At 66.6% G+C, this 19034-nt stretch carries 19 protein-coding genes; 15 read left to right on the plus strand and 4 right to left on the minus strand.

What is annotated here, in order from left to right; translation table 11 throughout:
- Positions 1-46 precede the first annotated feature (46 nt).
- The 8 genes from SSA01S_RS04855 to SSA01S_RS04890 all read left to right on the plus strand — a co-directional run bounded on the left by SSA01S_RS04855 (position 47) and on the right by SSA01S_RS04890 (position 7514).
- Positions 47-541: an A24 family peptidase gene (locus tag SSA01S_RS04855; RefSeq protein WP_061779471.1), complete on the plus strand. Its 495-nt coding sequence runs from the start codon at positions 47-49 to the stop codon at positions 539-541.
- A gap of 51 nt (positions 542-592) precedes the next feature.
- On the plus strand, positions 593-1579 hold the full coding sequence (gene cpaB, locus SSA01S_RS04860; RefSeq protein WP_061779472.1) for a Flp pilus assembly protein CpaB: 987 nt from the start codon (positions 593-595) through the stop codon (positions 1577-1579).
- A gap of 2 nt (positions 1580-1581) precedes the next feature.
- Positions 1582-3123 (plus strand): type II and III secretion system protein family protein, encoded by a 1542-nt coding sequence (locus SSA01S_RS04865; RefSeq protein WP_061779473.1) that lies wholly within the window; start codon positions 1582-1584, stop codon positions 3121-3123.
- Between the two features lie 26 nt (positions 3124-3149).
- Entirely contained in the window at positions 3150-3833 is a 684-nt protein-coding gene (locus tag SSA01S_RS04870) for a CpaD family pilus assembly protein (RefSeq protein WP_240954600.1), read from the plus strand.
- Positions 3830-5095: a pilus assembly protein CpaE gene (locus SSA01S_RS04875; RefSeq protein ID WP_061779474.1), complete on the plus strand. Its 1266-nt coding sequence runs from the start codon at positions 3830-3832 to the stop codon at positions 5093-5095. The genes SSA01S_RS04870 and SSA01S_RS04875 overlap by 4 nt, the downstream gene beginning before the upstream one ends.
- 5 nt (positions 5096-5100) lie before the next feature.
- Positions 5101-6084 carry a type II secretion system F family protein gene (locus SSA01S_RS04880; protein WP_061779475.1) on the plus strand — a complete coding sequence of 328 codons (984 nt, stop codon included), beginning with the start codon at positions 5101-5103 and terminating at the stop codon, positions 6082-6084.
- A complete protein-coding gene (locus tag SSA01S_RS04885) occupies positions 6085-7077 on the plus strand; it encodes a type II secretion system F family protein (RefSeq protein WP_061779476.1) in 993 nt (330 codons plus the stop codon).
- 74 nt (positions 7078-7151) lie between these two features.
- Positions 7152-7514: a hypothetical protein gene (locus tag SSA01S_RS04890; protein WP_061779477.1), complete on the plus strand. Its 363-nt coding sequence runs from the start codon at positions 7152-7154 to the stop codon at positions 7512-7514.
- A 219-nt stretch (positions 7515-7733) separates the two neighbouring features.
- On the opposite strand, the gene ppdK is transcribed toward SSA01S_RS04890, so the two are convergent.
- The 3 genes from ppdK to SSA01S_RS04905 form a co-directional block, all read right to left on the minus strand.
- Complete coding sequence (gene ppdK / locus SSA01S_RS04895; RefSeq protein WP_061779478.1) at positions 7734-10394, minus strand: pyruvate, phosphate dikinase; 2661 nt, start codon at positions 10392-10394, stop codon at positions 7734-7736.
- Between the two features lie 128 nt (positions 10395-10522).
- On the minus strand, positions 10523-12733 hold the full coding sequence (glyS, locus tag SSA01S_RS04900) for a glycine--tRNA ligase subunit beta (RefSeq protein WP_061779542.1): 2211 nt from the start codon (positions 12731-12733) through the stop codon (positions 10523-10525).
- On the minus strand, positions 12733-13572 hold the full coding sequence (locus SSA01S_RS04905) for a glycine--tRNA ligase subunit alpha (protein ID WP_056434449.1): 840 nt from the start codon (positions 13570-13572) through the stop codon (positions 12733-12735). Before SSA01S_RS04905 ends, glyS begins: the two co-directional genes overlap by 1 nt.
- A gap of 248 nt (positions 13573-13820) precedes the next feature.
- Between SSA01S_RS04905 and SSA01S_RS04910 the strand changes: the two genes are divergently transcribed.
- The 6 genes from SSA01S_RS04910 (at position 13821) to SSA01S_RS04935 (ending at position 16775) form a co-directional block, all read left to right on the plus strand.
- Positions 13821-14024 (plus strand): helix-turn-helix transcriptional regulator, encoded by a 204-nt coding sequence (locus SSA01S_RS04910; protein WP_058753695.1) that lies wholly within the window; start codon positions 13821-13823, stop codon positions 14022-14024.
- The gene (locus SSA01S_RS04915) at positions 14002-14451 is read left to right on the plus strand and encodes a hypothetical protein (RefSeq protein ID WP_156477669.1); all 450 of its coding nucleotides are present in this window, start codon (positions 14002-14004) and stop codon (positions 14449-14451) included. Before SSA01S_RS04910 ends, SSA01S_RS04915 begins: the two co-directional genes overlap by 23 nt.
- Positions 14448-14639, plus strand: a complete 192-nt coding sequence (locus SSA01S_RS04920; protein WP_061779480.1) for a hypothetical protein — start codon at positions 14448-14450, stop codon at positions 14637-14639. The genes SSA01S_RS04915 and SSA01S_RS04920 overlap by 4 nt, the downstream gene beginning before the upstream one ends.
- Positions 14636-15073, plus strand: coding sequence for a hypothetical protein (locus tag SSA01S_RS04925; protein ID WP_061779481.1), 438 nt, complete (start codon positions 14636-14638; stop codon positions 15071-15073). The genes SSA01S_RS04920 and SSA01S_RS04925 overlap by 4 nt, the downstream gene beginning before the upstream one ends.
- A 40-nt stretch (positions 15074-15113) precedes the next feature.
- Complete coding sequence (locus SSA01S_RS04930; RefSeq protein ID WP_061779482.1) at positions 15114-16013, plus strand: TraB/GumN family protein; 900 nt, start codon at positions 15114-15116, stop codon at positions 16011-16013.
- 147 nt (positions 16014-16160) lie between these two features.
- Positions 16161-16775 (plus strand): 50S ribosomal protein L25/general stress protein Ctc, encoded by a 615-nt coding sequence (locus SSA01S_RS04935; RefSeq protein ID WP_061779483.1) that lies wholly within the window; start codon positions 16161-16163, stop codon positions 16773-16775.
- Positions 16776-16989: 214 nt separating this feature from the next.
- Here SSA01S_RS04935 and SSA01S_RS04940 read toward each other — a convergent pair whose 3' ends face one another.
- Entirely contained in the window at positions 16990-17436 is a 447-nt protein-coding gene (locus tag SSA01S_RS04940) for an EF-hand domain-containing protein (RefSeq protein WP_061779484.1), read from the minus strand.
- Positions 17437-17649: 213 nt separating this feature from the next.
- Between SSA01S_RS04940 and purB the strand changes: the two genes are divergently transcribed.
- Entirely contained in the window at positions 17650-18963 is a 1314-nt protein-coding gene (gene purB / locus SSA01S_RS04945; RefSeq protein ID WP_082794935.1) for an adenylosuccinate lyase, read from the plus strand.
- The last annotated feature ends 71 nt before the right edge of the window (positions 18964-19034 follow it).

The raw sequence follows: 19034 nt of genomic DNA on the forward strand, positions 1-19034 counted from the left end.
GTCCCGGTTACGGTTTTGAAAGCCCCGCCGTCTAGGTGCTTGTGGCATGGAATGGACCATTGTCCGCATCGCGATCCTGAGCGCCTTCGTCCTGCTGCTGCTGTCGGCGGGGATCGAGGATGCGCGGACGCGGGAAATCGCGGATCGCAAGAACATCGCCATCGCGCTGATCGCGCCGCTCTGGTGGTGGGCGAGCGGCGTGCCGGTCTGGCCCGACATGGCGATGCGGATCGCGGTCGCGATCACCGTCTTTCTGCTGTTCGCCCAGGCTTTTCGGATCGGCATGATGGGCGGCGGCGATGTCAAGATGATCGCCGCCATCGCACTCTGGCTGCCGCTGCCGCCTCTGTTCCGCATGATGCTGCTGATGTCGATCGCGGGCGGCATCGTCACGGTCGCGATGCTGGTCGACCATCGGTTGCGCCGTCGCCAAAGGGGCGAAGAGGCCCCCGCCATCGAGGTGCCGTACGGCGTCGCCATCGCCATCGCCGCGCTGCTGATCCTACGGGAACCGATATTTAACCCATTCCCGAATACTTAACGGCGCATACAGCTAAGCAACGGGCTTGGCGCCAAGGCCGAAGAACGCAGGATGGACAGTCGCAAAGTGTTACTGCTGGTCGGGGCTCTGCTGATTGCAGGGGTCACGGCTCTATTCGCCCGGACGATCACGTCGGGCAGCAGCGTGCCCCAGGCCCAGGCCGCCGTCGTCACTCCGCCCGCCGCGCCGCAGACGGAGGTGCTGGTCGCCACCCGTACCCTGCCCGTGGGTACGATCATCGATGCCACCGCCCTGAAGTTCCAACCCTGGCCCAAGGACATGGTCGCCCGTGCCTATTATCTGAAGGGCCAGACCGACATGACCAAGCTGCAGGGCACGGTCCTGCGCTATGCCATCACCGCCGGGCAGCCGCTGACCCAGGGGGCCGTCGTCCAGCCGGGCGACCGGGGCTTCCTGGCCGCCGCGCTGACGCCGGGGATGCGCGCGGTGACGGTGCCCGTCTCCGCCCAGACCGCCGTGGCGGGCTTCGTTTTTCCGGGCGACCGGATCGATGTCGTCCTGACCCAGGATGTCGCGGGCGGCGGCGACGGCCCTCCGCTCAAGGCGTCGGAGACGATCCTGCGCAACGTGCGCGTGCTGGCGACCGACCAGCGCACCGACAACCAGGCGGGCGATGACGGCAAGACGCCCGTCCACACCTTCACCACCGTCACCGTCGAGGCGACGCCCAAGATGGCCGAGCAGCTCGCGGTCGCGCAAACGGTCGGCACCCTGTCGCTGTCGCTGCGTTCGCTGGCCGAGCGGCCCGACGACATGGCCCGGCTCGCGTCGGGTGACACGGCGTCGATCGCGCAGCCCCAGGCCGATCACGGGTCCTTCGTGACCGGTGGCGACGTATCCCGCTATCAGCGGAGCACCGTGCCGGGCCGCCAGGCGGGGAGCGCCAATGGCGCCATGCCCACCGGCAATCCGGCCACAGGACCGCAGCCGGGGCAGCCCGCCACCATCAAGGGGCCCGTCATCCGGGTCGCGCGGGGCAATGCCGTCACCGAGATGCCCGTGGGGGTCAAGAATTGACGATGTCGAGCCGATCCATCCTGTCGGGCGCACTGCGCGCCTCCGTTTTCGCCCTGATTCTGGCGCCGCTGATCCTGACCCCGGTCGACGTCCTGGCGGCCCCCGCCGGGCCGGACGACACGCCGCGCGCCAGCGACGGTTCGGGCGCGCTGGAGATCAATACCGGACGCGCACGGCTGATCACCCTGCCCCGGCAGATGACCGACCTGTTCGTCGCCGATGACAGCATTGCCGATGTCCAGGTCCGCTCGCCCACCCAGCTCTATATCTTCGGCAAGAAGCCCGGCGAGACGACCGTCTCGGCGACCGGGCGTGGCGGCGCGGTCGTCTATGCGGCGACGGTGCGGATCGGCAACAATCTCGATTCGATCGGCCGGATGCTGAAGCTCGCCATGCCCGAGGCGACGATCGTCGCGACGCCGATGAACGGCCTGATCCTGCTGACCGGCACCGTCGCTGCGCCCAGCGACGCAGCGGAGGCCGAGCGGCTGGTCCAGGCCTATGTCGGCAAGGACACCAAGATCATCAGCCGGTTGAAGACCGCGACCCCGCTGCAGGTCAATCTTCAGGTCCGCATCGCCGAGGTCAATCGCAGCTTCGTCAAGCAGATCGGCGTCAACCTGCTGAGCCGCGACAATAGCGGTGGGTTCATCTTCGGCGTGTCGTCAGGCCGCACGGCGGGCACCATCGGCACCATCACCGACCCGGGCACGGGCCAGGTGACCGGCACGCAATATACCTTCAACCCCGGTACGGCGCACACCACGCTGGGCCTGGCCGGACATGTTCTGGGCATGGACCTGCTCAGCGCGATCGACCTGGGCGAGACGCTGGGCCAGGTGTCGACACTGGCCAATCCGAACTTGACCGCGCTGTCGGGCGAGACCGCGACCTTCCTGGCGGGCGGCGAAATCCCCATACCGCTGTCGAGCGGTTTCGGCACGGTCTCGGTCGAGTATAAGCCCTACGGCGTCAGCCTTTCCTATACCCCGACGGTACTGGCCGATGGCCGTATCTCGCTGCGCGTCCGGCCGGAGGTTTCGCAAATCTCGTCGGTGGGCGCGGTACAGGTCAGCGGGACCAGCATTCCCGCGCTCACCACCCGCCGCGCCGAGACGACGCTGGAGCTGGGATCGGGCCAGAGCATGATGATCGGCGGCTTATTGTCCAACAGCCGCGACAACTCGATCGACAAGACGCCCTGGCTGGGCGACCTGCCCCTGATCGGATCGCTGTTCCGCTCCAACGCCTTCAAGCGCAGCGAGACCGAGCTGGTGATCATCATCACCCCCTATCTGGTCAAGCCGGTCAACGCGCCCTCCGACATCGCGCTGCCGACCGACAGCGCACGCTCACCCAACGATGCCGAGCGCGTCCTGCTCGGCCGGATGGGGGCGGGCGACGGCGCGCCGCGCCCGGTGCCGACCATGGCCCTGCCCGCCCAGAGCCGTCCGGTAGCAGGCGCCCAAGCACCGGTATCGACAGGCGCGCCGATTGCCCCGCGCCGCACCCGCAACACCCCGACCCCGGGCTTTTCCGAATGATCGCTCGTCCAAGGATATCGCGTCCCATGCGTGCTTCGTCGCTCTCCCTGATGCCGATCGGCCTGCTGCTGATGACGGGCGGCTGCATGGGTCATGGCCAGCCCGGTCTGGAATCCTCGCACCAGCCGGTCGTGTCGCAACGCGACTATGCGCTCGACCTCGCCGTGTCGGGCGGGCGACTGGCCGCCGATGAGGACCGGCGGCTCGACGGTTGGGCGCGCAATCTGCGGCTGGGTTACGGCGACCGCGTCAGTGTGGAGGACCCGGCGGGCGAAGGGCCCGGCGCGTACCGCGATGTGGCAGAGGTTATCGGTCGCTATGGCCTGATCCTGGGTCCGGCCTCCTCCATGCCGCGCACGCCCGTCGCCCCTGCGACGATCCGCGTCGTCGTCACCCGCTCGCGCGCGTTCGTGCGCGGCTGCCCCGACCTGCGCAGCGACACCTCGCCCGATCTGGAGGGCAAAACCTCGTCCGGCTATGGTTGCGCGGTCAATCGCAACCTGGCCGCGATGGTCGCCAACCCGACCGATCTCGTCCGCGGCGTCGATGGGCCGACGACCTCCGATCCGGCGACGGGCAGCCGCGCGATCAACGCGCTGCGCGCCGCGCCGCCGACGGGCGGTGGCGGCACCCGGCTGCTCGATCCCAACAGCAAAAGCAGCGGCGGTGGCGGCGCGGGCGCGGCCAGCAGCGGGGGGACGCCGCAGTGAACGCCCCCTGGAAACCCGGCATGATGACCACGCGCGAACCGTTCCAGGCCTTTGCCTGCGACGACTGGACCGCCGAGGCGATCCGGCCGCTGATCGTCGAACAGGGCTGGTCGCCCGAAAAGGTCGTCAAGGGCGGCCTGCGCGGCGCGATCCAGTCGCTGTCCGTGTCCGCCAGCCCCCAGATCCTGCTAGTCGACCTAAGCGACTCGGCCGATCCCGCGACCGAGATCAACAACCTGGCCGAGGTCTGCGAACCGGGCACGATCGTGATCGCGGTGGGTCAGGTCAACGACGTGCGCCTGTACCGCATGTTAATGAGCAGCGGCCTGCACGACTATCTGCTCAAACCGATCAGCGCGGACCAGTTGCGCGATACGATCGCCCAGGCGCGCGCGATCCTGCACGCGCCCCGCACCCTCGACACCACCCCCGAAAAGGCGCCGTGCAGCGTCGCGGTGGTCGGCGCGCGCGGCGGCGTCGGCACCTCGACCATCGCGACCTCGCTCGGCTGGCTGATGGCCGACCGGCTGGAGCGGAGCACCGCGATCCTCGATCTCGACGTGCATTTCGGCACCGCCGCCCTCTCACTGGACCTGGAGCCGGGACGCGGGCTGGTCGACGCCATCGACAATCCCAGCCGCATTGATGGGCTGTTCCTGGAACGCGCCATGGTCAAGGCGTCGGAGCGGCTGGCCATCCTGTCCGCCGAAGCGCCGATCAGCGCACCTATCATGACTGACGGCTTGGCCTTCGCCCAGTTGCAGGACGAGATGCGGCTGAATTTCGAGACGACGATCGTCGACCTCCCGCGCGGCATGATGATCCAGCAACCGGTGCTGGTCTCCTCGGCACAGACCATTATTCTGGTCACCGAGTTCACGCTGGCGGCCGCGCGCGACACGATCCGCCTGCTCGCCTGGCTGAAGACCCATGCCCCGCAATCGACCGTGCTGACCGTCGCCAACCGCGTCCAGCCCGCCGCCCAGAGCGAGATCGCGCAAAGCGATTTCGAGGGGTCGATCGAGCGGCCAGTCGATTTCGCCATCCCCTATGACCCCAAGCTGGTGGTTCAGGCCGCCAAGCTCGGCAAGCCGATCGCCGAACTGGGCCGCACGTCGCGTACCATCGTGCCGCTGCTCGAACTGTCGCAGCGTATCTGCGCCTCGGCCGAGGGCGAGGCGACCGTCGCCCCAGCGCGGCGCGGTCTGCTCGACCGGTTCGACCTGAAGGCGCTGCTGGCCAAGCGGGCCAAGGCCGACTGATACCCATGTCGATGCTCGCGACCCTGATCCTGGCGATGGGCGTCTTCCTGACGCTGCTGCTGGGCGTGGCGGCCTTCTCGCCGCCCAAGCGGTCGCGCGCGCAGGCACGGCGGCTGTCGGGCTTGCGCGAGCGTGTCGCCCTGGACCTGGGCAAGCCCGCCCTGGCCGTCGCTGCCGCGTCGCGCGGGATCGCGCTGGCGGGCGATACCAGGATGGATAAGGCCTTTGGCCGGCTGCTCCCCAACCCCGCGCGCCTCGCCAAGATGCTCGACCGGACCGGACGCGACTGGACGGTGGGGCAGTTCGGCATGGCGTGTGCCGCGGTGGCGGTGGCCGTGCTGGTGCTCGGCCTGATCCTGCACCTGTCCTTTTTCCTGGCGCTGCTCCTTGCCCTCGGCCTGGGCCTGTGGCTGCCGCACATGTGGGTGCAGCGCACGATCACGCGGCGCGTCACCAAGTTCGTCGCGCGCTTTCCCGACGCCATCGAGCTGCTGGTGCGTGGTCTGCGCTCCGGCCTGCCCATCGCCGAAACGATGAGCGTCGTCGCCCATGAAATTCCGGGTCCGATCGGCGAGGAATTCCGCTCGGTCGCCGACAAGATGCGGATCGGCCGGACGATGGACGCCGCGCTTCAGGACACCGCCGACCGGCTGGAAATTCCCGAATTCCAGTTCTTCGTCATCGCCATCGCCATCCAGCGCGAGACGGGCGGCAACCTGGCCGAAACCCTGTCCAACCTGGCCGACGTGCTGCGCAAGCGCGCGCAGATGAAGCTGAAGATCAAGGCGATGTCGTCGGAATCCAAGGCATCGGCCTATATCGTCGGTTCGCTGCCCTTCCTGGTGTTCGGCATCATCTACATGATTAACGCGTCCTATATGGCGCGCTTCTTCGTCGATCCGCGCCTGATGATCGTCGGGGTCGGCGCGTTCATCTGGCTGGGCCTGGGCGCCTTTATCATGTCCCGCATGATCAGTTTCGAGATTTGAATGAGCATGCCCACGCCCACCATCCTCGGCCTCGATGCGTCCGCGATCGTTCCGCTGCTCTGGGGCGTATGTGTCTTCGCGCTGCTGGTCGTCGGCTATGTGCTGCTCGGCAGCCGCGACCCGATGACCAAGCGGGTCCGCGCGCTGAACGAACGCCGCGAGGAACTGAAGGCCGGTATCGCCGCCCCCACCCGGCGTCGTGCCCAGCTGATCGACCGTGCCGACATGCTGGAGCGGATGCGCCGGGTGCTCAGCTCGCTTAAGATGCTGCAGGATGAACAGGTCAAGGCGGTGCAGGTTCGCTTGTTGCAGGCGGGTATCCGGTCCAAGGAAATGGCGGTCGCGGTGATCTTCGGTCGCCTCGCCCTGCCGATCGTGCTGGGCGGCACCATGGCCCTGTGGGTCTACGGGACCAACGGCTTTGCGACCTGGAGCGGGTTCAGCCGATATATGCTGGTCGCGGGCACGCTGCTGCTATCCTACAAGGCACCCGACCTGGCGCTGAAGAACCGGATCGACAAGCGCACCGCGGCCATCCGCAAGGGCCTGCCCGACGCGCTCGACCTGATGGTGATTTGTGCCGAAGCGGGCTTGACCGTCGATGCCGCCTTTGCCCGCGTGTCGCGCGAACTGCGCCGCGCCTACCCGGAACTGGGCGACGAATTCCAGCTGACCTCGGTCGAGCTGGGCTTCCTGACCGATCGGCGGCAGGCGCTGGAGAATCTCGCGGCGCGGGTCAATCTCGACTCGCTGCGCGGTGTCGTCACCACGATGATCCAGACCGAGAAATACGGCACCCCGCTCGCGAGCGCCTTGCGCGTCCTGTCGGCCGAGTTCCGCAACGAGCGCATGATGCGTGCCGAGGAAAAGGCCGCGCGCCTGCCCGCCATCATGACGGTGCCGCTGATCCTGTTCATCCTGCCGACCCTGTTCGTCGTGATCCTGGGCCCCGCCGCCTGCTCGATCAAGGATACGCTGATCACCGGACACTGACGCCCCCTCTCCCGGTTTCGCAACCAGCCGCGCCGCCAGTCGTTGGTCCATCGTAACAGATAGGGATCGACGCGATGTTGTTCACTTCGACGACGCAATTCGCCGTGCTGGGGCTGGTCCTCATCGCTGGTTGGCTTTTCGGCCTGGCCAGCCATCCAGGCGGCGGCAAATGGCGCAACCGCTATGCCACCGAACGCGATGCCCATGCAGCGCAGGTGAAGGCGACCGAAACCAAGCTGTCGGCCGCCCAGACCCGTATTACCGAACTGGAGCGCGAGAACCAGCGGCTCGCGACCGCGCAGCCGGTCGCGGCGACGCCGGTGGTGGAGCGTGCAGCCCCGCGTCCGGTCGCCGCGAGTGCAGCGCGTCCCGCCTATCCGGCGGGGGAGCGTCGTGGGTGGTTCGATTTCGGCAACCGGGTGACGACGAACGGGTAATCATGATCGGGTAGGCTCGGTGAGACACCCTGCCCTCCCCCAAACCCCTCCCGCCTGCGAGAGGGGAGAAGCTTCGGAGCTGCATTCAGCACATAAGCACAAGCAGTACTGGGCTAGACGGCCCGGGAGGCACGATACCTTGCCCAGCAGCATGCCCCTCCCGCAGGCGGGAGGGGATAGGGGAGGGAAAGGGGCTAGGCGACACCCCAGCCCCTCAGATCACCGCGCCTTCAAAGCCGCCTGCGCCGCCGCGAGCCGAGCAATCGGCACGCGGTACGGGCTGGCCGACACATAATCCAACCCGACCGACTCGCAGAACGCGATCGATGCCGGATCGCCGCCATGCTCGCCGCAGATGCCGAGCTTGATCCCCGGCCGCGTCGCGCGACCGCGCTCGGCGGCCAGGCTGACCAGCTCGCCCACCCCCTCGACATCCAGGCTGACGAACGGGTCCTTGGCGTAGATGCCCTTCTCGACATAGGCGCTCAGGAAGCGCGCCGCATCGTCGCGGCTGACGCCCAGCGTCGTCTGGGTCAGGTCGTTGGTGCCGAAGGAGAAGAATTCACCGACCTCGGCGATCTCGCCCGCCTTCAGCGCGGCGCGCGGTAGCTCGATCATGGTGCCGACCAGATATTCGACCGTCTTGCCGCGCTCGGCAAACACGGCCTGTGCCGCCTTGTCGACAACCGCCTTCATCAGCTCCAGCTCGCGGCGCGTGGCGACCAGCGGGATCATGACCTCGGGGATCGGCGCCTCGCCCGACTTTTCCGCGACGTCCAGCGCCGCCTCGAAGATGGCGCGCGCTTGGATCTCGTAGATTTCCGGGTAGGTCACGCCCAGGCGGCAGCCGCGATGGCCGAGCATCGGGTTGAACTCATGCAATTCGTTCGCCCGGCGCTTCAGCGTATCGACGTCCACGCCCGCCGCCGTGGCGACCTCGGCGAACTCGGCCTCCTGCTGCGGCAGGAACTCGTGCAGCGGCGGGTCGAGCAGGCGCACCGTCACCGGCAGGCCCGCCATCACCTCGAAGATCGCGGTGAAGTCGGCGCGCTGTTCGGGCAGCAGCTTGGCGAGCGCGGCGCGGCGGCCCGCTTCGTCCGTCGCCAGAATCATCTGGCGCACCGCCGTGATCCGCGCAGCGTCGAAGAACATATGCTCGGTGCGGCAGAGGCCCACGCCCTCCGCACCGAACTCGCGCGCGGTGCGGCAGTCGAGCGGGGTTTCGGCATTGGCGCGGACCTTCAGGCGGCGGACCTGATCGGCCCATTCCATCAGCGTGCCGAAGTCACCCGCCAGCTCGGGCTGTACGGTCGCGACCGCGCCGACCATCACCTCGCCGGTCGAACCGTCGAGCGTCAGGATGTCGCCCTCGCGCACCTCACGCGAACCGACGCGCAGCAGCTTGGCCTTGTTGTCGATCGACAGCGAGCCCGCGCCCGAAACGCAAGGCCGCCCCATGCCGCGCGCCACCACCGCCGCATGGCTGGTCATGCCACCGCGCGCGGTCAGGATGCCCTTGGCCGCATGCATCCCGTGAATGTCTTCGGGCGAGGTTTCGACCCGGACGAGGATAACCGCCTCGCCCGCCGCCGCCGCACGCTCGGCGGCATCGGCGTCGAATACCACCTTGCCCGAGGCCGCACCAGGTGACGCCGGCAGGCCCTTGGTCAGCACGTCGCGGTGCGCGTTCGGATCGAGTGTCGGGTGGAGCAACTGGTCGAGCGCCGCCGGATCGACGCGCGCGATCGCTTCCTCGCGGGTGATCAGCCCCTCATTGGCCATATCGACCGCAATCTTCAGCGCGGCCTTGGCGGTGCGCTTGCCCGAGCGGGTCTGGAGCATCCAGAGCTTGGCCTGTTCGACCGTGAACTCGATGTCCTGCATGTCGCGGTAATGCGTCTCGAGCTGGTCGAAGACGGCGGCCAGCTCGGCATACACCTCCGGCATCGCCTCTTCCATCGAGGCGGGCTTGGCGTTCGCTTCCTCGCGCGCGGCCTTGGTCAGGTACTGCGGCGTGCGGATGCCCGCGACCACGTCCTCGCCCTGCGCGTTGATCAGGAACTCGCCATAATAGGCGCGGTCGCCCTTGGACGGATCGCGCGTGAAGGCCACGCCCGTCGCCGAGGTGTCGCCCATATTGCCGAAGACCATCGCCTGTACGTTGACGGCGGTGCCCCAGTCGGCGGGAATATCGTTCAGGCGGCGATAGACCTTCGCACGCTCCGACTGCCACGATCCGAACACCGCGCCGACCGCGCCCCAAAGCTGGTCCTGCACGTCCTGCGGGAAGGGCTTGCCCCACTGCTCCTCGACCAGGCCCTTATAGGTGGTGACCAGCGCCTTCCAGTCCTCGGCCGACATCTCGGTGTCGAGGGTGAAGCCATTGTCTTCCTTGGCGATCTCCAGCGCTTCCTCGAACGCGCCGTGATCCAGCTCCAGGACGACATTGGCATACATCTGGATGAAGCGGCGATAGCTGTCCCAGGCGAAACGCTCGTCGCCCGCCTTCTTCGCCAGCCCCTCGACGGTCGCGTCGTTCAGACCGAGGTTCAACACCGTGTCCATCATGCCCGGCATCGACACGCGCGCGCCCGAGCGAACCGAGACCAGTAGCGGATTTTCAGGATCGCCGAAGCGCTTCTCCGTCACCGCCTCGATATGCGCGATGCCGTCGGCCACTTCGTCGCGCAGCTCCTGCGGGAACTGCTCGCCATCCTCATAATAGCGGGTGCACATTGCGGTCGAGATGGTGAAGCCCGGCGGCACTGGCAGGCCGATCGAGGCCATTTCGGCGAGGTTAGCGCCCTTGCCGCCAAGCAGGTTCTTGTCCCCCTTACCGCCGTCCGAAACGCCGCCGCCGAAACGGTACACATAGGTCATCGGTTCGATCCTTTACTGGTCGTATCGTCCGACGCCCTGGGGACACAGGCGTCGGCTTTATTAAGGCGTTATTGGCGGAGGGGAAGAGCATGAATGCGACATTCCGCCCGTCCGATCCGCCAGTTACGTCATCCCTCGATCCGCGAGAAATCCGCCACCGTATGGACGGCGGCCCGGACACGCGCGAGCAGCGCGAGGCGCGCGGTCCGCTTGGCCGGATCGGCGTCGTTGACGGTCACATCGTCGAAGAACCGGTCGATCGGCGCGCGAAGCGAGGCGAGCGCGGCCATCGCGGCCTCGAAATCCTCGGCCTTCACCGCCGCGGCCGCCTTAGGCTCGGCCGCGTCGAGCGCGGCGATCAGATCGGCCTCGGCGGGTTCGAGCGTGTAGGTCGGCGCAGTCCAGCTCTGGTCGCCCTCGACGCCTTCCTTCTTCAGGATGTTCGCGGCGCGCTTGTATCCGGCGAGCAGGTTGGTGCCGTCGTCGGTGATGACGAAGGCTTGCAGCGCGCGGACGCGGGCGAGCAGGCGGACGAGGTCGTCCTCGCCGCCGAGCGCGAACACCGCGTCGATCAGGTCGTGACGGACGCCTGCTTCGCGTTGCTGGACTTTCAGACGGTCGGCGAAGAAGCCTGCCAATGCTGGCAAGCCCAACAAAACGTTCGTCCGAATGTAAGCTCCCGGTCCCGTGATGCTGGTGGGATCAGCCACATACGGCGTCTTCGACACGAAGCCATGTCTGATCAGTTCTTCGGCGTTACATGCGGAACGATACGGCTCGTCCAAAATCCGGTCGATGACTGGCTTTGCTGACGCAGCCATAACTCTGGCCATCTGCATTCGAAGATCGTTGACTTGGATAAGTCGCAAAATTGCCAATGCGGCTCGCCGGATAGCGAACGGGTCCTTGGACCCCGTAGGCTGCTCACCTACAGCAAAGAATGCGACCAGTGTGTCCAGCTTATCCGCCAACGCCACGGCCACCGTCACCGGCGCGGTGGGGACGTCATCCCCCTGCCCGACCGGCTTATAGTGATCGCGAACCGCCTCGGCGACACGCGGGTCTTCGCCCTGCGCGGCGGCGTAATAGCCGCCCATCAGGCCCTGCAATTCGGGGAACTCGCCGACCATGCCGGTGACGAGATCGGCCTTCGCCAGATACGCGGCGCGCTCCGCCAGATCGGCAAGCTCGCCCCCTCCGCTTGCGGGGGGGGATTCGTTGACGATGCCCTCTTCGACCAGCCAGCGGGCGAGCTTGGCCACCCGCTCGACCTTGTCGGCGACGGTGCCGAGCTTTTCGTGGAAGACGATCTTTTCCAGCTTGGGCCGCAGATCGTCGAGCTTCGTCTTCCGATCCGTCTCGTAGAAGAAGCGCGCGTCGGACAGGCGGGCGGCGAGCACCTTGCCATTGCCCTCGACGATCTTCGCGCCGCCGTCGGTCGCCTCGATATTGGCGGTGCAGACGAACGCATTCGCCAGCTTGCCATCGGCCGAGCGGCAGACGAAGTACTTCTGGTTCACCCGCGCGGTCAGCTGGATGACTTCCGGCGGCACGTCGAGAAACGCTTCGTCGAAGCGCCCGAGCAGCGGCACCGGCCATTCGGTCAGCCCGGCATTCTCGGCGACCAGCCCTTCGTCCTCGACCAGCTCCAGCCCGGCCTCGGCGGCCAGCGCCGACGCACGCTCGCGGATGATCGCGGCGCGTTCGTCCTGATCGACCAGCACCTTGGCGGCGCGCAGCTGCTCGACATAGGTGTCGACACCGGTCAGCGTGATTTCGGCCGGGGCATGGAAGCGGTGGCCCCGCGTCGTGTTGCCGCTGGTGATCCCGGCGATCTCGAACGGCACCACCTCGCCGCCGAACAGCGCGACGATGGCGTGCAACGGGCGGACCCATCGCATCGACTCGGTCGAGGCGGACTCGCCGCCCCAGCGCATCGACTTGGGCCAAGGGAAGGCGCGGACGATGGCGGGGATCGCCTCGGCCAGCACTTGCGCCGTCGCGCGGCCGGGCTTCTCGGTGATCGCGAAGAGCACGCCGTCGCGCTCGGTCAGTTGCTCGCGCGTCAGCCCGGTCTTGCGGAGAAAGCCCTCCAACGCCTGCGGCGGGGCAGAGGCGCGGGGCCCCTTCACTTCCTCGGACACCGCTTCGGTCGCAGACGGAAGCCCACGCGCGATCAGCGCCAGACGGCGCGGCCCCGCATAGGTGACGATCTCACCCGCCGACAGTCCGGCCTTGGCGAGTTCGGCGGCGAACAGCTTGGCGAGGTTCTCGCGGGCCCCCGCCTGCATCCGGGCGGGGATTTCTTCGGAGCGGAGTTCGAGCAGAAAATCGGTCATCACGCGGCCCAGCCGTTCTTGTCCATCCAGGCGCCGCACGCGCCCTTCGCCAGATCGCGGACGCGGCCCATATAGGCCTGGCGCTCCGCCACCGAGATCACGCCGCGCGCCTGCAGCAGGTTGAAGGTGTGGCTGGCCTTGATCGCCTGTTCATAGGCGGGGATGGGCAGCTTAGCCTCCAGACAGCGCTCGCATTCGGCCGCCGCCTTCTTGAAAGCGTCGAACAGCGTGTCGGTGTCGGCGACCTCGAAATTCCAAGTCGACATCTGCTTCTCGTTTTCGAGAAACACGTCGCCGTAACTCACGCCCGCATCGTTGAAGCGCAGGTCGTACACATTGTCGACGTCCTGGATATACATGGCGAGGCGTTCGAGGCCGTAGGTCAACTCGCCCGCGACCGGCTTCATGTCGTATCCGCCCATCTGCTGGAAATAGGTGAACTGAGTCACCTCCATCCCGTCGCACCAGACTTCCCAGCCCAGACCCCAGGCACCCAGCGTCGGGCTTTCCCAATCGTCCTCGACGAAGCGGATGTCGTGCTTCGTCATGTCCACACCGATCGCGGCCAGGCTGCCCAGATACAGGTCCTGCAGGTCGGCGGGCGAGGGCTTCAGGATAACCTGATACTGGTAGTAATGCTGGAGCCGGTTGGGGTTCTCGCCATAACGGCCGTCGGTCGGGCGACGGCACGGCTGGACGAAAGCGGCGTTCCAGCTGTCAGGCCCCAGCGCGCGCAGTGTGGTCGCGGGGTGAAAGGTGCCCGCCCCCATCTCCATGTCATAAGGTTGCAGGATCACGCATCCCCGCTCGCTCCAATAGTCATGGAGGGTGAGGATCATGCGCTGGAAGGAAAGTGGTCCTTCCGAGGGGCCGTTTCGGGTCTGCATAATGGCGCAGGCTTTGGCGGATGGCCCTTGTGCGGTCAAGGCGAGCGGCCGTCCTAATCACCCCGACAAGTCAACCACCCGTGATATTTTGTCAGGTCTTGTTGACAACGTCACGACTCGCTGTCACTTTGTCATGGTCACCTGACATTACGTCATGCACGGGTGACAAAGGGAGGTTGGCTATGCAAGAGGAGGTGGACATGAAAAATCGCCTCAAGGTGCTGCGCGCCGAACGCAACTGGAGCCAGGCGGAACTCGCCGGGCGGCTGGATGTGTCGCGCCAGGCCGTCAACGCCATCGAAACGGGGAAATACGATCCCTCGCTACCGCTCGCCTTCCGCATCGGACGGCTGTTCGAGATGCCGATCGAGGAGATTTTCGATGATGAACATCATGGTGAGTGAGGACGGGGCCCGCTGGGGCGAGAGCCGCGAGGCGGCGCGGGCGGCACGCCGGAAGCGGCGGCGGATCGCCTTGGTCGTCGTCGTGACCCTCTTGGTCGTCGGCCTGCCCTTTATCGCAGGATTCATCGACGGCTTGCTCGATCGTCCCTTCGCGCCCCCGCCCCGGCTGTTGGCGCAGGGGTCCGCGGTCGTGATCCTGATCGTCGGCGGCATTGTGAGCTGGCGCAACTGGCGTGAAACCGACGAGATGCAGCGGCGGCTGGCGATCGAAACCTGGGCAGTGATCGGGCTTGCCAATTTCGTCCTGCACCCGTTGCTGACCCTGATCGGCACGCACACGCATCATGCCGATCTTGAGGACAATAGCTGGTGGGCCTCGGTCGCCATCGGCATGGCCTCCTATTTCATCCGGAGGATACGGTCATGAACCGCCGACTGACCCATATAGCCATCGGAGGCGGCATCGCGCTGTCGCTGCTCGGCTGGGGAGCCGGTCGTCTGGGCGAGGTCACGCTCGAGGCGATCCGCCCCGATATTCAGGCCGCGACCATAGCCGCCCATAATGCAAGGCTGCCCAAATTCTCCGTCCATCTGTCCATCGAGGTGCGACCATGACCATCAATGCTTCGCGCATCGGCAAGGGGCCGAGCGAACGCGCCAATCACCGGCTGCTGGCGATGTCCGGCACCGTCGGCGGGATCGCCGGGCTGTCGACCGCGCTGATCGTGCTGCAACAACCGGCGGACGGCGCTGCCCGTCCCGACCTTTGGTTCTCGCCTTTGCCGCTTTGGTTCGCCGTGCTGATGGCGCTGATCTGGGGCGTGGTCGTGCCCGTTATTTCGTGGCGCTGGCACCGGGTCGCCGACGAGCATGAACGCCAAGCCTATCGCGACGGTGACGTCGCCAGCTTCTACACGGTCGGCCTGGGCGTTCCCGTCTGGTGGTTCCTGTGGCGCGGCGGTGCGCTGCCGCCGGTGCAGATCGAATGGGTGTACGGCGCGATGCTGGCGGTCGGCGGCCTGGTCTGGCTGTGGCGCAAATATGCCTGATCCCGCCCCCTTCCCCTTCCCTTTCCGAAAGTCCGATCCCATGAAGACGATCATGAAAGCCGCCCTCACCTCGCTCGCCCTGATGCTGGCCCTGCCCGCCTGTGCGCAGAGCAAGCCCGCGCCGAACCCCAATGACGCCGATCCCGCGCTCTGGGTGGTCAAGGATGCCGACACCACCATCTATCTGTTCGGCACCATCCATGTGCTGAAGCCCGGCCTGTCCTGGTTCGACGAGGCGGTGAAGACCGCCTTCGACAAGTCGGACCAACTGATGCTGGAGATGGTGCAGCCCGATCCGGCGACGATGCAGCAGATCGTGATGAAGAACGGCTTCGTCACCACCGGCCCGACCCTGACCGAGCAGTTGCCCGCCGACAAGCGCGGGGCCTATCTGAAGGCGGTGACCGATCTGGGGGCCGATCCGCGCAACTTCGACCGGATGAAGCCGTGGCTGGTGGGTGTCACCCTGTCGCTCGCGCCGATCCAGAAGCTGGGCTATGATCCCAAGAACGGGCCCGAAACCGTGCTGGCCGACGCCGCCAAGGCCCAGAACAAGCCCGTCGCCGGGCTGGAAACCGCCGAGCAGCAGATCGGCTTCTTCAACGGCCTGTCGCAAAAGGCGCAGATCGAGTTCCTGACCTCGACCATCGACGACCTGCCCAAGGCGGGTGAGGAAATGGCCGAGATGGTCGACGAATGGGCCAAGGGCGACCCCGACGCGCTCGCCAAGACGATGAACGAAAGCCTGAAGGACTCGCCCGAGGTCGCCAAGACCCTGCTGACCGACCGCAACGCCCGCTGGGCGACGTGGATCAAGCAACGCATGGCCAAGCCCGGCACCATCTTCATCGCGGTCGGCGCCGGCCATCTGGCGGGTAACGACAGCGTCCAGGCGCAGCTCGCCAAGCAGGGGATCAAGGCGCAGCGTATCGCCTATTGATCGGTGACGGGGCGGGACCCACGCGGCCGCCCCGCCCCGACCTTGCTTTTCCGGCGCATCCCCGCTATGCGCCGCCGCTTCCGGTCATGGTCATCCCTGGAGGCGTGGTCGGGAAAACCATATCCATTTTGTTTCGGAGTAACTGGAATGAGCGACACCCTTACGCTCGCCGCCGAGACGCGCGATCAGGTTGGCAAGGGAGCCTCCCGTTCGCTGCGTCGTGAAGGCCGCGTCCCCGCCGTGATCTATGGCCGCAACCAGGCCGCCGCGTCGATCCATCTCGAAGAGAAGGCCCTCGTCAAGGCGCTGATGACGGGTCATTTCTTCACCTCGGTCATCATGGTGGACGGCCAGCGCACGCTGGCAAAGGACGTCGCGTTCCATCCGGTCACCGACCGCCCGCTGCACGTCGACTTCCTGCGCATCGGCGAGCATGAGACCGTCACGGTCGCCGTGCCCGTCGTGTTCACCGACGAAGACCAGAGCGGCGTGAAGCAGGGCGGCGTCCTGAACGTCACCCGCCACGAGATCGAGCTGGTCGTCGACGCCGCCAACATCCCGACCGAAATCAGCGTCTCGCTGAAGGGTCTGGCGATCGGCGACTCGATCCACATCTCGGACGTGAAGCTGCCCAAGGGCGCCGAGCCCGCCATCGACGACCGCGACTTCGCGATCGCCACCATCGTTGCCCCGACGGTCCTGACCGCCGAGGACGAGGCGGCCGACGCCGAGGCGCAGGCCGAAGGTTCGGAAGAGGCCTGATCCGGCCTCGCTTGTCCCTCCGGGTCAGCGAACAAAACGAAGGGCAGGTGGCGGCGACGCCCCTGCCCTTTTTCGTGGGCGGTCGAAATCTTCGCGAGTCTGCTTGGGCGACGGCACCGAGCAAAAGGGCCGCCGAACCCGCAGGTCCGGCGGCCCGGCATCCCCGCTCAGGGATGGTACGGAACGGAGGGATGTTCCGATTTCGTCAGGCCGATCAGCCCTGACCCTGGCTCAGAAAGCCGGTCAGCTCGGTCTTGGACACCGTCTTGTCCTTGTCGGTATCCGCCTGGGCAAAGGCACTACCGACCCATTTCTTGGTGGCGGGTGCCTCGGCCTTGGTCGACGGGTCGGTCTGCGACTTCAGCGCGACCATCCACTGCGCGAATTCGGCCTTGTTCAGCTTGCCGTCGCCGTCCTTGTCATAGGTCGGGAACTGCGTGTCGACGACCTGCGCGATCTGGCTGCCGGTCGCCTGGACCTGGCCTCCTGCCGGAGCCGCTTCAGTCGACGTTGCTGGTTGCGCAGTCTGTGCCGGGTCGGCCGTGGTTGCCGGGGCCGCTTGCGGCGCACTCGGTGTGGTCTGAGCTGGTGCCGGGGTCACCTGCGCAAGAACGGGGGCAGACACCATCATCGCGGCGCCAAGAAAAGCATATTTCATCATCTCGTCTCTCCCTACTCTGGTTCGATCGATGACTATGAAGACCGGGAACGCATCTTCGTCATTAGTGATACGGTCCCGTTCTGCATTTTGCCATATGGGGATTGCTCCTTCGGATTTGAAGGCTCGGCTCGTCCCTGCTAACGGCACGGCACACCGTGATTCCGAGAGGGAGTGCACGGTCGCCCGTGCCGATTCCACGACCAGAGGTGCCCCATGATTCCGCGTTACTCCCGTGCCCCCATGACCCGAATCTGGGACCCGCAGACCCGTTTCCGCATCTGGTTCGAAATCGAGGCGCACGCCACCGACGCCCTGGCCGAGCTGGGCGTGGTGCCCAAGGAAGCGGCGGCACGCATCTGGGAAGCCGACAAGGCGGCGGGCGATTTCGACATCGACCGCATCGATTCGATCGAGGCCGAGACGAAGCACGACGTCATCGCCTTCCTGACCCATGTCGCCGAGCGCACCGGGCCGGAAGCGCGCTTCCTGCACCAGGGCATGACCTCGTCCGACGTGCTCGACACCTGCCTGGCGGTGCAGCTCGCCCGCGCCTCGGACATCCTGATCGAGGATCTCGACGCGCTGCTCGCCGTCATCAAGCGCCGCGCCTATGAGCATAAGCTGACTCCGACCATCGGGCGCAGCCATGGCATCCATGCCGAGCCGGTGACCTTCGGCCTGAAGCTGGCGCAGGCCTATGCCGAGTTCGACCGCAACCGCGCCCGCCTGGTCGCGGCGCGCGCCGACATCGCCACCTGCGCGATCTCGGGGGCGGTCGGCACTTTCGCCAATATCGACCCCAGCGTCGAGCGCCACGTCGCCGAGAAGATGGGGCTGACCGTCGAGCCCGTCTCGACCCAAGTCATCCCGCGCGATCGCCATGCGATGTTCTTCGCCACGCTGGGCGTCATCGCCAGCTCGATCGAGCGCCTCGCGACCGAAGTCCGCCACCTCCAGCGCACCGAGGTTCTGGAAGCCGAGGAATATTTCTCACCCGGCCAGAAGGGCTCGTCGGCGATGCCGCACAAGCGCAACCCGGTGCTCACCGAGAACCTGACCGGTCTCGCCCGCATGGTGCGCGGTTACGTGACCCCGGCGCTGGAGAATGTCGCGCTATGGCATGAGCGCGACATCAGCCACTCCTCGGTCGAGCGTTATATCGGTCCCGACGCGACCATCACCCTGGACTTCGCGCTAGCTCGTCTGACCGGCGTGATCGACAAGCTGGTCGTCTATCCGGCGCGGATGGAGAAGAACCTCAACAAGATGGGCGGCCTGGTCCATTCGCAGCGCGTGCTGCTAGCGCTGACCCAGGCGGGCGTGAGCCGCGAGGACAGTTATCGCCTGGTCCAGCGCAACGCGATGAAGGTCTGGGAGTCGGACGGCGAGCTGTCGCTGATGGAGTTGCTCAAGGCCGATGCCGACGTGACGGCAGCGTTGTCGGTCGAGGAGATCGAGGCGCGGTTCGACCTCGATTATCACTACAAGAATATCGACACGATCTTCGCGCGGGTGTTCGGCGAGTAACTGTCGAAGGAGTCCCATTGGCGCGGTAATGTGCCGATAGGGACTCCCCTCCCCCGCCCCCTCCCGCCTGC

The sequence above is a fragment of the Sphingomonas sanguinis NBRC 13937 genome (genome assembly GCF_001591005.1).
GTDB lineage: Bacteria > Pseudomonadota > Alphaproteobacteria > Sphingomonadales > Sphingomonadaceae > Sphingomonas > Sphingomonas sanguinis.